This is a genomic window from Actinospineispora spinosispora DSM 44797 (assembly GCF_000429025.1).
Classification (GTDB): Bacteria; Actinomycetota; Actinomycetes; order Mycobacteriales; family Pseudonocardiaceae; genus Pseudonocardia; species Pseudonocardia spinosispora.
The window spans coordinates 591,906-606,709 of sequence record NZ_KE386833.1 but is presented as its reverse complement, the minus strand read 5'-3'; the positions used below and the strand labels follow the sequence as shown (position 1 = coordinate 606,709).

The window sequence follows — 14,804 nt, the reverse complement described above, 5'->3', positions numbered from 1 at the left end:
GCTCGCTCACAGGGCCCTGGCAGGGGACTTGTCGAGCTGAACCAGGGTCGCGGCCAACACGTGCGTACCGGTGGCGATGTCCTCGGGTGCGGTCATCTCCTCCGGGCAGTGGCTGCGCCCGTCGACCGACGGCACGAAGATCATGCCCATCGGTCCGAGTCGTGCCAGGTGGGCGGCATCGTGACCGGCGCCGGACGGCACCGCGCGCCAGGACAGGCCGAGCCCCTCGGCCGCACCGCTGATCACGTCACGGACCGCCTCGGCGGTCGGCACCGGGTCCTGATCGGAGAGCCATTCGACGTCCAGCTCCACGCCTCGGGCCCTGGTCTCCGCCGCGATCTCCTCGACGATCTGGCGGCGGGCTCCGTGCAGCCAGCTGCCGTCCACGCTGCGAATCTCCGCCCACAGGCGGGCCTGGTCGGTGATGACGCCCATCGAACCGGGCGTCGACTGGATGTGGCCCGACGTCGCGACACCGTGCACCGGCGCGCCGCAGGCGATCCGCTCGACGGTCAGCACGGCAGCAGCCGCCGAGACCAGCGCATCGTGCCGGTCGCCCATCGGGGTGGTCCCGGCGTGGCCGGTGCGTCCGGCGAAGTGCGCCAACAGCCGGTCGATGCCCGCGATCGCGGTCACCACACCGATGCCGTGCCCGCTGCGTTCCAGCAGCGGTCCCTGTTCGATGTGCAGCTCTACGTAGCCGTGCACGTCCGAGGGGCCCCACGCCTGACCCAGCGCGGCGTCCGGATCACTGCCGAATCGCTCCATCGCGGTACCCAGGCGCAGACCGGTGCCGTCCACCCGGTCCAGGTGGTCGGCCGTCAGCGTTCCGGCGACCGCGCGCGACCCCATGCAGGAGATGCCGAACTCGTTGGCCTCCTCCCCGAGGAAGTCGACCACGACGAGGTCGTGGTCGAGCCGGGTGCCGGTCTCCCGCAGCCGCTGCGCCACCTCCACACCGGCCAGCACCCCGACGATGCCGTCGTACCGGCCGCCGTTCTGCACCGTGTCCGTGTGCGATCCGGTGACCAGCGCCGGACCGCCCCCGGCACGGCCGGGCAGACGGCCGATGATGTTGCCGGCCGCGTCGACGGTCGGGTTGAGCCCCGCCTCGGCGAACAGCGACCGGGTCCACTCCCGCGATGCCCGGTACGACTCGGAGAAGACCTCGCGGCTCCAGCCGGGCAGCGTCGAATCGTGGTACTCGGACAATCGCGCCAGCCGTTCGGCGAGTCGTCCCGAGTCCGGTGCCAGTACGTCGAGGTCTGCCATGTCAGGCGGCCTTGGTCGGCAGGTAGCGCAGGAACTCGATGCCCATCAGCTTCTCGCACTCCCCGACCGCGACCGGGTCGAGCGCCGAGGACGACAGTGGCAGTGAGTTGGCCTCGGCCACCGCGAGCACCACCGGCAGGCCCTCGACGGCGTCCTGGACGGCCAGCGGCAGGCCGTTGTCCGCGCGAAGAATGGCGATGGTGTCGGGGTAGGTCGCCACCCGCTCACCATCGACGTCCACGGCCATGTACTCGTTGAGGTAGGGCACGGTGTGCGACCCGATGCGGAAGGTTCCGTGGTCGAACCCGCCCTTGGTGATGAGCGAGACCTCGTGCCGTAGCTCGCCCTTGGCCAGCACCGTCGCCCCGATCGTCGAGCAGACGGCCTCGACGACCGCGTCCCCGCCGCCGGGCGCGGCGGCTTCCATGGCTGCGCCGAGGTCGAGCGCGAGCGAGATCGAGCCGAGCGCGGCGTGCTCACGGACCCAGGACAGCTCGACCGGGTTGCGCGCCGAGGCGATGAAGCCGCCGGTGCGGACCGAGATGTCGCGCAGCACGTCGTCGCAGGTCTGCACGCTGCCCTGGTTGATCGACAGGAAGTGACCGTGCAGCTCACGGTTGCCGCCGTTGACGACCTGGGTCGTGGTGTAGCCCGGTCGGCTGGTGAGTCCGAGCGAGCCGAGCTTGCCGGTCGGGTGAGCGCGGACATCGCCGGCGGCGTCGAGGACCTTCACCCCGAGCATCGCGGACTGGATCCAGCCGTTGACCGTGGTCGAGTAGCCGTTCTGGCCGGTCAGAACGGCCGAGATGGGGTGCTCACACACCTCCATGAGCTTCTGCAGCGCCCGCACGTAATCGACCGGCTGGATCTCCCAGTTCAGCGAGGCGGGTGCGCCGATCGCGGCGACGGTGGCCACCCACGAGTCGGCAGGCAGCTCGTCGACCTCGGCGAGGACCGGGCGACCGACCGACGTGGCCAGCCCACCCATCAGCTCGCCGTGCCACTTCCAACCGCCGCCACCGCAGGCGAAGACCCCGCCACCGATCACGGCGCGCCGGGCATCGTCGCTGGTCAGTTCACGCATTGTGGAGATACTCCTTCTCGGGCACGGGTTGAGCAGCGTCGCTTCAGCTGCTGGGTCTGATCCAGGCCAACGGTGGCCCGGCACTGTCCGGTCGGTGGGAGGCCGACACCGCCGCTTCGGCCTCCGGGTAGCCGGCGGTGGCGTGCCGGAGCACACCGAGGCCGGAGTCGAGGTCGAGTGCGAGTCGCAGCCGGGTCTCCGCTTCGGCGGAACCGTCGGCGACCACGGACACCCCCGCCGACTGCATCCAGCCCGCGTATCCGCCGCCGCCGGAGTGCACGGCGACCATGTCGGCGCCGCCGGAGGCCAGCAGCATCGCGTCGAGCAGCGGCCAATCGGTGACGCCGTCCGAGCCGTCGAGCATTCCTTCGGTGCCGATGCGCGGATGGGTCATGCCCGCCGAGTCGAGGTGATCGCGGCTGAACAGCACCGGGGCGCTGATCCGGCCGTCGCGCACCGCCTCGTTGACCGCGACCGCGAGCGCCGAACGTTCCCCGTAGCCCAGCCAGCAGGATCGCGCGGGCAGGCCCTGTTGGGGGACCCACTCCCGGGCCAGGCCGATCCACTCCGCCACCTCGGGACGTGCTGGGAACAGCGACGCGGCGAGCTCGTCGACGACCGCCTGGTCGTCCTCGGACCCGGAGAGCGCCACCCAGCGGAACGGACCGATCCCCTCGCAGAACAGCGGACGCAGGTAGGCCTCCATGAAGCCCTTGATCGTGAAGATGTCCTTCGCCGCGTCCTCGGACAGACCGACCGAGGCCTGCACCCGCAGGTTGTTGCCGTTCTCGAACACGACGCAGCCCCGCTTCGCCAGTGCGAGCATCGCGCGGACCTGCCGCAGCATCGACTCCCTGGCGCGCCGCTCGACCTGCGCCGGGTCCGAGTCCCGCAGCTGGGCCCACCCCGCCAGGTCCAGTCCCTCGGGCAGGTAGCCGTACCGGGCATCGTGCGCGGCGGTCTGGTCGGTGACCAGGTCCGGTGCCACGAACGCCGCGTCGGCTTCGGCCATGGCGGCGATCTCGGCGAAGACCGTCGCCGCGTTGTCGCACAGTGCCACCGCGGTCGGCGCGGCGTTCTGCACGGCCTTGTGTACGAGCGCGAGTGCCTCGTCGAGGTTGTGTGCGACCGCGTCCAGGCCACCGGCCTCACGCAGCTTGTCGATCTTGGCCTGGTCGGCTTCGACGACCAGTGTGCTGAGCCCGAGCATGCGGGCGCTGATCGGTTGCGCCGACCCCATTCCGCCGAGTCCGGCGGTCAGGAACCAGCGGCGCTCCGAGCGGGTCTCCCCGTAGTGGGTGCGCAGCGCGGCACGCAACAGCTCGTAGGTGCCCTGCAGGACGCCCTGCCTGCCGATGTACTGCCAGGCGGCGGCGGTGAGCCCACCCCAGATGGTCTGCCCGTCGTGCATCCGCCGGTAGAAGATCTCCTCGGTGGCCCACTGGCCCACCGTGTTGTTCACCGCCGAGATGACCATCGGGGCACCCGCGTGGGTACGCAGGACGCCGATCGGCCGGCCGGTCTGCAGGACCAGTGTCTGGTCCTCGTCCAGCTCCCGCAGCGCCGAGGTGATCGCGTGGTAGGCGGGCCAGTCCTTCGCCGCCTTGCCGAGCGAGGCGTAGACCACCAGGTCAGCGGGTCGCTCACCGACCTCGAGGACGTTCTCCAGCATCCGCAGGAGCGCTTCGGATCGCCAGTTGCGACACCGTAGCTCGGTTCCGCGCGCCGCGGTCACCGGTCGGTCGTCGGTGGAGGTCACACCGGCACCTCGGCCTCGGGCGGGCTCCAGGCGACCATCGGCGCCTGCGGCAGCCGGGAGACGAGCTCGCCCGCGGCGTTGCGCAGCAGGCGGACGGCGGCGGTCACGTCACGCAGCTGGCTGTCCGGGCCGATGAGCGACAGCGCGCACAGACACGCCCCACCGGTCAGCACGGGCATCCCGACCGCCGTCATGCCGGGGGTCAGCCAGCCCCTGGTCACGTGGTAGCCCTGCCGACGGATGAGCGCCATCTCCTCGCGCAGTCCCATGGCGTCCGGGGTGGCGGCGGTGAACCGGGTGAGCCTGCCGCTCAGCACCTGGCGCTGGACCGACGCCGGTGCCATGGCCAGCAGGGTCGTCGCGCTGGCGCCGGCGTACAGGGCCAGCACCTCGCCGGGGTGGTAGGCCACGCTGCCGCTGCCGCCGTTCCAGGTGTCCAGGCACAGCGCCGCGGTGTGCACCCGCACGGTCAGGGTGACCGACAGCTCGGTCCGCTCGCGCAGATGGCCGAGCACCGGACGGGCCACGTCGACGAGGTGCTGGGAGCCGGCGGAGGACGGGTCCGCCAGACGCCTGCTGGGCAGCAGCTGACCACCCATGTCGACCACGAAGTTCGCCGTCTTGAGCATGCGGACGTAGCGGTAGACGGTCGAGGGTGGGATTCCCAGCCCTTCGACGATGCCCGCGACGTCGACCTGGCCGCGATCCTGGATGTACGCCAGAATCTGCAGTCCCCGGTCCAGCGAGGAGAGCTCGCCGGTCGTACGTGCGCCGGTACGAGTGCCGGACTCACCAATCAATGCAGTCATCCTCGGGTCACCTGTTCTCCGCGGCCTGGTTCCCCGACCAGACCTTTTGCCGCGCTCCACACAACGTCGCCACGTGACATGGTCAGAGTGACCCGAGCACCGGGCGCGTAGCCCGAGTAGGGGCTCCACCCCGCATTGGAGTGCAGCGCCTCGGCGTCGATCTGCCAGTCGGCTGTCGGTTCGAGGACCATCACATCGGCGTGATGACCAGGGGTCAACCGACCTTTACATTGACCAATGCCCCACCGGTCGGCCGGGTTCGCGGTCACCGCGTCGATCGCGCGTGCGAACTCCGGGCCGGCGCCGTGGCGCCGCAGGCACTCGCCGAGCGTCGTGGCGACGAGTGTCTCGGTTCCCGGCGCCCCCGACGAGTTGTTCAAGATCACCTCGTGGTCCTTGAGCGTGGTCGGCCACGGCGCGTGGTCGGACGAGATGACCGAGGCGAGGCCGCTGCCCACCGCTCGCCACATCGCTTCCTTCTCGGCGGCCGTGCGCAGCGGCGGGTTGATCTTCAGCCGGCCCCGCTGGCGCGACATGTCGTCCTCGGTGAGCAGCAGGTAGTGCGGGCAGGTCTCGAACGTGACGTCGACGCCCTGGCTCTGGTACCAGGCCACCAGGTCGGCGGAGCGGCCCAGCGACAGGTGGCACAGGTGCAGCCGGTTGCCCTGCTCCGCGGCGATCTCCATCGCGGTGAGCACCCCGAGGGTCTCCGATACCGGGGGGCGAGTGCGGCCGTGCACCGAAGGATCGGTGGATGCCCGGTTCGCCTCGTCGGCGATCAGTGCCTTGATGATCTCGTTGTTCTCCGCGTGCGTGCACAGTGTGGCGTCGGCGTCGCGGACGGCCGCCATGACGTCGCGCAGCTCCGCGTCGTCGATGCGCGGGAAGCGGAACGGGTCGGTGTCGAACAGCGACACCTTGAAGCCGACCACGCCGGCCTCGACCAGGTCACCCGCGCGCCGCCAGCCACCGCCCGGCTCGCACGTCCCCAGCAGCGCGACGTCGATCACCGCCTCGGCGGCGACCTTCTCCTGCTTCGCGGCGAGCCGGTCCAGGCTGTTGACCGGACCGATCCCGTCGAACGGCATCTCCACGATGGTGGTGACCCCGCCCGCCGCGGCCGAGGACGTCGAGGCGCGCAGCCCCTCGCCGCCGTGTGAGTAGGAGTGGACGTGGCCGTCGACCGCACCGGGCAGCACGTAGCTGTCACCGACGTCGATCACCTCGCCCGGGCCCTCGTAAGGGCCGTCGTCGAACACCACCCGGCTGACCACGCCGTCGGCGACGTGGAGCCGCCCCGCCCGGAACGAGTCGTCCCGGTCGCGGAGCCGCCCGATGATCACCGTGTCGGTACCGTCTCGCATGCCGGGAACGATAGGAACCACTCCCCGCCGCCCAACACAACTTTCCCGCAGATCGGGAATCACAATTCAGTATACCCAATGTAAAGAAGCCCGCACAGACCGCGTAACCGCCGCACAGAGGCTGGAGCCTCTGCGCGGCGCACGTACGGTCTGTGCGGGCTTCTTCGGCTTGGGCTAGGACGCGACCTCGCCGTGGGTGGTGAGGTTCGCCGTCGACCAGCAGTCCCGTACCTCGACGCCCAGCCTGCCACCTCTGACCAGCAGGATCATGCGCTCGATGTCGTCGGTCATGTAACGGTCGTCCTCGAGACGGTCGATCACCGAACGCACCATGGTGTGCACCCGTTGGGTGCCGGCGCCCAGCGACAGCCCGGACATCGCCACCGAGATCAGGTCGATCCCCTGCGCGCTCATCAGCGCCAGCACGGCGAGCACGACGTCGATGCGTTCCAGGTTGGACACCAGGTTGCGCACCGAGGCCATCGCCATCGTGTTGTGGTCCTCCTGCCCACCCTTCAGCGGGAAGGACAGCGAGCTGACCGGGGTCGACCGTACGTGGATCTCCGGGATCAGCGAGGCCGCGACGGCGTGCACGAGCGTCATCCCGGAGTTCAGCCCCACCTTGCCGCCGGACAGGCTGGCCGGCAGGCCATAGCTCCACAGTTCGTTGGCCAGCCGCGCCGCGAGGTCCTTGGCGAGTACCGCCAGGTCGGTCATGTGGACGTTGATCGAGTGAGCGGAATGTCCGAGTACCGAGCAGTCCCAGTTGCCGCCCATCACGAACTCGTAGCTGCCGTCCTCACACCTCAACAGCAGCGGGTTGGAGTTGGAGGCGTTGGACTCCCAGGTCAGGAACTGTTTCGCCTCGTCGAGGGTGCGGAGAACACTGGCCACCTTGTGCGGTGTGCTGCGCACCGACGTGGAGTCCTGTACCCGGGGCCGGATTTCCCCGAGCCGAGATCGTCCGCCCGGGGTCATCCACTCGGTGCCGGCCACCAGGTCCAGGATCCGTGTGGTCGCCAGCATCTCCTGTGGGATGTGCCGCTCGGCGTGCAGCCGCAGGTCGAAGGCTTGCAGCTCGGCCCGCGTGGCCTCGCAGAACATCGAGAAGGCGCCGAGGAAGGCATCGAGCTGGTACTCGGCCCGCCGCACCGCCGCCGTGTAGCAGGCCGACAGCACGCTGCTGCCGCTGATCAACGACAGCGCCTCCCCCGCGTGCAAGGCGAAGCTCGCCGGCAGCCCAGCGCGCCGCAGCGCTTCGTCCGCCCAGGTGATGCCCGTGGAGTCGGCGGCGGGGACCCGCTCACCGATCAGCATCAGACCCGCGGCCGCCATCGGCTGCAGGTCGCCGGTGCCCAGCGAGCCGATCTCCGGCATCAGCGGTGTGATGCCGGAGTTCAGCACGGCGAGGATCCGGTCGATCACCTCGGGCCGGACGCCGCTGGTCGCCCTGGCCAGTGCATTGGCCCGCAGGATCAGTGCGAGCCGGGCGATCGGCGGCGACAGGTACTCCCCGACGCCCGCCGCGTGCGACCGCAGGATGTTGACCTGGAACTGCAGCTGGTCGTCATCGGCCAACGCGTGGTCCTTGAGCGGACCGAGCGCCTGGTTCCAGCCGTAGACGCGCTGTCCTTCCGCGAGCTGACGCAACGCCTCCGACCTGGTGTAGGTCATCAGCTCGCGGGCCGATTCGGCGAGGCTGACCGTCACCGAGTCGGCTTCCAGCACGGACACCGCGTCCGCCCAGGTCAGTGAGTCGCCGTCCAGGGTGAGCCGCACGTGCTTCGGTGAGTCCGGCAGCGGTAGGAGGTCCGGCCCGTCGGTCAGGGTCAACGAGGCGAGCCCCGAGCTGACCTGGTCCGCCGACTCCTCCCTGGGATAGCTGGCGACGGCCGGTTGAGCGCGCAGCTTCTCCGGCAACGACGCGCGGCGGGCCTGACGGGATGGTCCCGGCCGCTTCTGGGTCATCTACACACCTCCTGGTGAGCTGTCGGATTCACTGTGGATCTTGCACCGGCCGTCCAGTGTCACACGCGGTCGGGCAGCGGGCGCCCTGCCGTTTCCCGCATGAGCAGCAGAATCGGCAGCACCACGAGTGCCACCACCGTCGAGTATGCGGCCGGCGCAAGAGACCAGCCGGTCGCGTCGATCAGCAGCGTGGCGATGAGCGGTGACAGACCGCCGAACAGCGTGGTGGCGATGTTGTAGCCGATGGCCATACCGGCGAACCGACCGACCGCGGCGAACTGTTCCGGTACCGCCGAGGCGGCGACCGCGCTCCACGACGCCGCCGGGATGGCCAGCGCGATCGTTCCCATCAGCACCATCGACGTCGATCCACCGCCCAGCATGGCGAAGAACGGGATCGTGCAGGTCACCAGCACCGCCGCGATGACCATCATCGTCGGCTTGCGCCCGACCCGGTCGGAGAGGTAGCCGATGACCGGGGTCACGCCGATCACGATGAACGCGGCGAGCGTACCGAGCGACAGCGCGTTGGTCTGGGACATGTGTACGACGCTGTCCAGGAACGTCGGAACGTAACCGATGTTGAGGAAGTAGGACACCGAGCCCACGGTGGAGATCAGGAAGGCGAGCAGCACGGCCTTGGGCTGACGCTTGAGCACGTCGATGACCGGCGACTTGACGATCTCCTCGTTCGCCTTGACCCGCTCGAACACGGTCGTCTCCTCCAGCAGCGACCGCAGCGGGATCATCACAGCGGCCAGCAGACCGCCGACGACGAAGGTGATCCGCCAGCCCCATGAGTCGAGCTGCGCCGGGGCGAGCGTCGCCGAGAAGAACGCGGCGACGCCGACCGCGAGCAGCGCGCCGACCTCGCTGTTGGCCGCCGCCCAGCTGGTGGCGAAACCACGGCGGTTGGCGGGTGCGCTCTCCAGCAGGAACACCAGGATTCCGGTGTACTCCGCACCGACCGCGAACCCGGCCAGACAGCGGAACACGAACAGTGCGACTCCGGCCCAGATGCCGATCGTCGCCTCGTTCGGCGTGATGGCCACGCCGAACATGGAAATGGCCATCAGCCCCGCGGAGATGACCAGCGTGCTCTTGCGGCCGATCCGGTCACCCAGGTGGCCGAAGAAGATCGCGCCGATCGGGCGGAACAGGAAGCCCGCCGCGAAGATTCCGAACGTCAGGATCAGCGAGTGGCCGTCTCCACCGAAGAACACCCGGGTGAGTACCGGCGCGATGTATATGAACAGGGAGAAGTCGTACCACTCGATGATCGTTCCAGCGGCCGCGACGACCATCGATCGCCGCGAAGTGCCTCGTTGCTCTTCAGCCGGTACCTGCGTGCCGGCCTCGACTCCAGTCATCGCAGAAGCGCACCAGCTCGGCCAGCTTATTCCTAGCCGAACCCCGGAGAATGAGAGTGTCTCGAGGATGCAACATTCCCACTCCGGGAGGACCTCATCCCCTCGCCCCCCACCACTGTAACGGACAGGTAAAAGGTTAGCCCGTCGATTTTTCCGCCGACCGCACCGAGGACACAGAACGACGCCGGCGCGACAGAGTGGTCATGTCGGGCCGGCGTCGGGTCCGGTGAGTCGCGCGGCGTCGGCGCATCAGCCGTTTGTCGGCGGCCGTTCCACCAGCTGCGACAGGAACAGCTGCTCGCCCAGCGTCTCCATCAGTTCGAGGTTGGTCTCGAGGTAGTCGATGTGACCTTCCTCGTCGGCCAGAATCTCCTCGAACAGATTCGCCGTGGTGATGTCGCCCTTTTCCCGGCACATCGCGATACCCGGGCGCAAACGCGCGACGACTTCCAGCTCGATCGCCAAGTCGGACGTGAACTGCTCACGCACGGTCTGACCGACGCGCAAAGGCAGCAACCGCTGATAGTTCGGCAGTCCTTCGAGGAAAAGAATGCGGTCGGTAATCTTCTCCGCGTGCTGCATTTCCTCGATGGACTCAGCACGGGTGTGCTCCGCGAGCTTCGTGAAGCCCCAGTTCCCCTGCATCTTCGCGTGCAGGAAGTACTGGTTGATGGCAGTGAGCTCGCTGGTCAGCTGCTCGTTCAGCAGCGCAATGACCTCGTCATCCCCACGCATGGGTCACAATTCCCCTCGTCGATCCTCTGAACCGGATCGACGGTACACGTAACTCTGCGTATTAGGACACAGTCACTGCGCGTTAGGGAAGCATTCGATAACTGAGGTTATCCAGGCCTGATGCCACTTATTTGCAGCGTGCTATTGTCACGCGCTTTGCGCCAGCGGGGGCCGCCGCATCACGTCCAGACCGAGCACCCCACCATCCTCCAAGATCATCTCGACGCTGTCCAGACATCCGCCGCAACCGGTGCCCGCCAATGTCTCGTCGCTGATCTCCTCGACCGTTCGGGCTCCGCCACGGATACAGCTGCGAATCTCGGTCTCCGTGACCGCACGGCACATGCAGACGAACACGTGTCCCGCCCTCCGAAAGGTTAGTGAGGCAAGCCTAAGGAAAGCATGCCTTGCCTGGGCGGCGCAAGACCGACGACGCCGGTCTGGGCTAAGTTCGGTTACGCAAATGTGCGTCCTACATCAGCCATCCAGGTAGGGACCGTGCCGCTCGACGAGTACCGCCGCAAACGTGATCCAGGCCGCACCCCGGAGCCGGTCCCCACTGACGACCCGAGTACGTCCGGCGAGGGCACGGTGTTCGTCGTCCAGGAGCACCACGCCCGGAGCCTGCACTGGGACCTACGGCTCGAACGCGACGGTGTGCTCGTCTCCTGGGCGGTGCCCAAGGGCCTGCCGCCCGACCCGAAGACGGTCCGGCTCGCGGTGCGCACCGAGGACCATCCGATGGAGTACGCCGATTTCGCCGGCGAGATCCCACGGGGCGAGTACGGCGCCGGGCAGATGACCATCTGGGACCGCGGCCACTACGACACGATCAAGTGGACCGAGTCCGAGGTCCAGGTCGTGCTGCACGGCACGCGTGCGCGAGGTCGCTACATCCTGTTGCACCGGGGGCACGGTCCGAACCAGTGGTTGCTGCGCAGGGGTGACCCGCCGATCGCGGAGGACTGGCGGCCTCCGCCCGCCGGGCTCTCCCCCATGCTCGCCTCTCCCGGTGAGCTGCCCGACCCAGACGAGGGCTGGCACTACGAGGTGCGGTTCGGCGGCCGCCGGGTCCTCGTGCGGGTCGACGGTGGCCGGGTGGAGCTCAGCGACGCCGAGGGAGGCACGCTGAATGAGCGGCATCCGGAGCTCGCGGGCCTCGGCCTCGGGCTGGGCGCGGTCCCCGTCGTCCTGGACGGCGAGATCGACGGCACGCCACCCGGTCTGTGGATCACGGATCTGCTGTACGTCGACGGCAGGGACGTGACCGCGCTGCCGTACCGCGAGCGCCGCACGCTCGCGGAGTCGCTACCGTTGAGCGGCGAGGCGTGGCGGCTCGTTCCCTCCTACCCCGGTGGTGGAGCGGCGGTGCTCGCCGCCGCGCGTGAACAGAGCCTGCCCGCCGTCGTGGCCAAGCGCACCGACTCGACCTACCGGCCGGGCGCCCGTACCGACGAGTGGCTCGAGATCGGAACCGGGACCCCGGCCCCACCACCGGCCGGCCGCGCCCCGACCGGCCGCTCGGTGTCCAGCGTCGAGGTCGGTGGACGGCGCGTCCGGCTGAGCAACCCGGACAAGGTCCTCTACCCGGCGAGCGGCTTCACCAAGCGCGACGTCCTGGAGCACTACCTGCGGGTGGCCTCCGTCCTGCTGCCACACGTCCAGGGGCGGCCGGTCACCCTGCGGCGCTGGCCGGATGGCGTCGCGGCCGCGTCGTTCTTCGAGAAGAACGTGTCCCGGCACGTCCCCGACTGGGTCCGCACGGTCCGCCTGGACACTCCCGGGAGCGCCGCCGGGTCGGACTACATCGACTACCCGCTGCTCGACGACGAGGCGACCCTCGCCTGGGCCGCGAACCTCGCCGCGCTCGAACTGCACGTCCCGCAGTGGACGGTCACCGACGACGCCGAGCGCAACGATCCCGATCTCCTGGTCTTCGACCTCGATCCCGGGGAGGGCACGACGGTCGTCGACTGCGCGAGGGTCGCCGAACGCGTCGCGGCGGTGCTCGCCGAGGACGACATCCCGGCCTATCCGCGTACCAGCGGCGGCAAGGGCATGCAGCTCTACAGCCCGGTCCGGAGCAGCGCTCCCGACCAGACCAACCGCTACGCGAAGAGCGTCGCCGAACGGCTCGCGGCCGACGACCCCACCCGGGTGATCGCCGTGATGGCGCGCCAGCGCCGCCGGGGCAAGGTCCTGATCGACTGGAGCCAGAACAACCAGGCCAAGACGACCGTGGCGAGCTACTCACTGCGCGGCAGGGATCACCCGACGGTCGCCACTCCCGTCACCTGGGACGAGGTCCGCGCCTGCCGGGAGCCCGAGGAGCTGCGGTTCACCGCACCTGACCTGCCCGGGCGGTTGGACACCCACGGTGACCTGCTCGCACCGTTACGGGGTACGAGGTTCGCCTTGCCGGCCGACTAGCCTGCAGGGGTGAGCGCTGAGCCTGACACCCAGTACGAGGACCTTCTGCGCCATGTCCTGGCCGACGGGACGGCGAAGTCCGATCGGACCGGAACCGGTACGCGGAGTGTGTTCGGCCACCAGATGCGTTTCCCCCTCGACCAGGGCTTCCCGCTGATCACCACCAAGCGGGTGCACTTCCGGTCGGTGGCCTACGAACTGCTGTGGTTCCTGCGCGGCGACCGCAACGTGAACTGGTTGCGCGAACACGGTGTGACGATCTGGGACGAGTGGGCCGATCCGGACGGCGATCTCGGTCCGGTCTACGGGGTCCAGTGGAGGTCGTGGCCGACGCCGGACGGACAGCACATCGACCAGATCAGCGACCTGCTCACCACACTGCGGACGAACCCCGACTCCCGCCGCATGATCGTCTCGGCGTGGAACGTCGGCGAGATCCCGCAGATGGCGCTGCCGCCTTGCCACGCGCTGTTCCAGTTCTACGTCGCCGACGGCAAGCTGTCCTGCCAGCTCTACCAGCGCAGTGCCGACCTCTTCCTCGGCGTGCCGTTCAACATCGCGGGCTACGCGCTGCTCACCCATCTCGTCGCCGCCCAGGTGGGCCTCGGCGTCGGTGACTTCGTGTGGACCGGCGGTGACTGCCACATCTACGACAACCATTCCGACCAGGTGCGCGAACAGCTCAGCCGCGCCCCGTACCCCTTCCCCCAGTTGCGGCTGAAGCCTTCGGACTCGCTGTTCGACTACGACTTCTCCGACATCGAGGTCGTCGACTACCGCCACCACCCGTCGATCAGTGCGCCGGTCGCGGTATGACGGTCACGCTGATCTGGGCCCAGGCCGCCAACGGTGTCATCGGGGCGCACGGCGCGCTGCCCTGGGACCTGCCGGAGGACCGCAAGCACTTCCGCGCACTCACCGTCGACGGCACGGTCCTGATGGGCCGGGCCACGTGGGACTCGCTCCCCGAGCCGTTCCGTCCGCTGCCCCGCCGCCGCAACGTCGTCCTCACCCGGCAGTCCGGCTGGAGCGCGCCGGGCGCGATCCCGGTGACGTCACTTCCCGAAGCGCTCGCCGAGCACACCGGCGACCTGTGGGTGATCGGCGGGGCCGAGGTGTACCGGGCCGCGATGCCCTACGCCGACCGGCTGATCGTGACCGAGCTCGCGGACACCTTCGACGGCAACGTCTACGCGCCCGACCTGGAGCCGACCTGGCGGGTGGTGGGCCACGAGCCGGACGTGGGCTGGCACGTGTCCCGCACCGGCCTGCGTTACCGCATCGTCACCTATGAGACGGATGCACCGATCAGCTGATCATTGGACGGGGCCGATGGCTTCCTGGGCGATGGCCTCGTTCTCCTCCAGATGATGACGGACCTGGGCCCGAACCTGCTCCGGGCTCCTGGCGTGGAACGCCGCCATCAGGTCGGTGTGCGCGTGCTGCCTGCGGAGATGGTCGTCCGCCCGGTCGTCTCGGGCGCCGAACGCGAGTCGCAGATAGCGTTCGGCCGCCCGCCACAGGTTCTCCAGGGTGCGCACATCCCATGCGGTCGCCGCCGGCGCCAGCAACCGCAGATGGAAATCGTGGTGCGCCAGGTAGATCTCCTCGTCGCTGCGTCCCGCATCGCCCAACGAGTCGGCGATCCGGTCGAGCTCGGCGAGGTCACCGTCGGACAGCAACAGACACGACCGACCGGCGATCTCCGGCTCCAGCGCGAGCCGCAGCCGGTAGATGCCGTGCAGGTCGGCCGCGTCGAGCGGCGCCACCCGGCTGCTGCGGCGCGAGCTCGACACCAGCAGTCCCTGGCCTTCGAGCCTGCGCAACGCCTCCCGGACCGGGATCGTGCTGACCCCCATCCGGGTCGCCAGTTCACGCAGCGCCAGCTCCTGACCGGGTTTCAGCACCCCGGACAGGATGGAACGGCGGATCTCGGCGGTCACCTGGTCGACCACGCTGGTCGCGGTGACCCGACGCATGGAGTCGCCGGTCCTCGGCATCACGTCGGTCACG

Annotated in this window: 13 protein-coding genes; 3 read left to right on the top strand and 10 right to left on the bottom strand. The window is 69.2% G+C overall.

Annotated elements, in window-relative coordinates; genetic code table 11:
• Positions 1–6 precede the first annotated feature (6 nt).
• The 9 genes from G406_RS0126430 to G406_RS50095 all read right to left on the bottom strand — a co-directional run bounded on the left by G406_RS0126430 (position 7) and on the right by G406_RS50095 (position 10,706).
• The gene (locus G406_RS0126430; protein ID WP_028936081.1) at positions 7–1,272 is read right to left on the bottom strand and encodes a M20 family metallo-hydrolase; all 1,266 of its coding nucleotides are present in this window, start codon (positions 1,270–1,272) and stop codon (positions 7–9) included.
• A gap of 1 nt (position 1,273) precedes the next feature.
• Positions 1,274–2,356: an S-methyl thiohydantoin desulfurase domain-containing protein gene (locus G406_RS0126425; protein ID WP_028936080.1), complete on the bottom strand. Its 1,083-nt coding sequence runs from the start codon at positions 2,354–2,356 to the stop codon at positions 1,274–1,276.
• A gap of 43 nt (positions 2,357–2,399) precedes the next feature.
• A complete protein-coding gene (locus G406_RS50110) occupies positions 2,400–4,115 on the bottom strand; it encodes a urocanate hydratase (protein WP_051342715.1) in 1,716 nt (571 codons plus the stop codon).
• The gene (locus G406_RS50105) at positions 4,112–4,924 is read right to left on the bottom strand and encodes an IclR family transcriptional regulator (RefSeq protein ID WP_051342714.1); all 813 of its coding nucleotides are present in this window, start codon (positions 4,922–4,924) and stop codon (positions 4,112–4,114) included. The genes G406_RS50110 and G406_RS50105 overlap by 4 nt, the downstream gene beginning before the upstream one ends.
• A complete protein-coding gene (locus tag G406_RS0126410; protein ID WP_037078456.1) occupies positions 4,921–6,288 on the bottom strand; it encodes a dihydroorotase in 1,368 nt (455 codons plus the stop codon). The genes G406_RS50105 and G406_RS0126410 overlap by 4 nt, the downstream gene beginning before the upstream one ends.
• A 174-nt stretch (positions 6,289–6,462) precedes the next feature.
• Positions 6,463–8,256, bottom strand: coding sequence for an HAL/PAL/TAL family ammonia-lyase (locus tag G406_RS50100; RefSeq protein ID WP_064743036.1), 1,794 nt, complete (start codon positions 8,254–8,256; stop codon positions 6,463–6,465).
• A gap of 59 nt (positions 8,257–8,315) precedes the next feature.
• A complete protein-coding gene (locus G406_RS0126400; RefSeq protein WP_028936078.1) occupies positions 8,316–9,626 on the bottom strand; it encodes an MFS transporter in 1,311 nt (436 codons plus the stop codon).
• Between the two features lie 249 nt (positions 9,627–9,875).
• Complete coding sequence (gene bfr / locus G406_RS0126395) at positions 9,876–10,361, bottom strand: bacterioferritin (protein ID WP_028936077.1); 486 nt, start codon at positions 10,359–10,361, stop codon at positions 9,876–9,878.
• A 147-nt stretch (positions 10,362–10,508) separates the two neighbouring features.
• Positions 10,509–10,706: a (2Fe-2S)-binding protein gene (locus G406_RS50095; protein ID WP_084216454.1), complete on the bottom strand. Its 198-nt coding sequence runs from the start codon at positions 10,704–10,706 to the stop codon at positions 10,509–10,511.
• A gap of 153 nt (positions 10,707–10,859) precedes the next feature.
• On the opposite strand from G406_RS50095, the gene ligD reads away from it, so the two are divergent.
• Genes ligD through G406_RS0126375 form a run of 3 tightly spaced genes read left to right on the top strand, consistent with a single transcriptional unit; the run spans position 10,860 to position 14,107 of the window.
• Positions 10,860–12,791, top strand: coding sequence for a non-homologous end-joining DNA ligase (gene ligD, locus G406_RS56145; RefSeq protein WP_169736789.1), 1,932 nt, complete (start codon positions 10,860–10,862; stop codon positions 12,789–12,791).
• A gap of 9 nt (positions 12,792–12,800) precedes the next feature.
• The gene (locus tag G406_RS0126380) at positions 12,801–13,607 is read left to right on the top strand and encodes a thymidylate synthase (RefSeq protein ID WP_028936075.1); all 807 of its coding nucleotides are present in this window, start codon (positions 12,801–12,803) and stop codon (positions 13,605–13,607) included.
• Positions 13,604–14,107 carry a dihydrofolate reductase gene (locus tag G406_RS0126375; protein WP_028936074.1) on the top strand — a complete coding sequence of 168 codons (504 nt, stop codon included), beginning with the start codon at positions 13,604–13,606 and terminating at the stop codon, positions 14,105–14,107. The genes G406_RS0126380 and G406_RS0126375 overlap by 4 nt, the downstream gene beginning before the upstream one ends.
• Here the strand turns inward: G406_RS0126375 and G406_RS0126370 are convergent, their stop codons facing one another.
• The gene (locus G406_RS0126370) at positions 14,108–14,803 is read right to left on the bottom strand and encodes a GntR family transcriptional regulator (RefSeq protein ID WP_211241258.1); all 696 of its coding nucleotides are present in this window, start codon (positions 14,801–14,803) and stop codon (positions 14,108–14,110) included.
• Position 14,804: the final 1 nt, after the last annotated feature.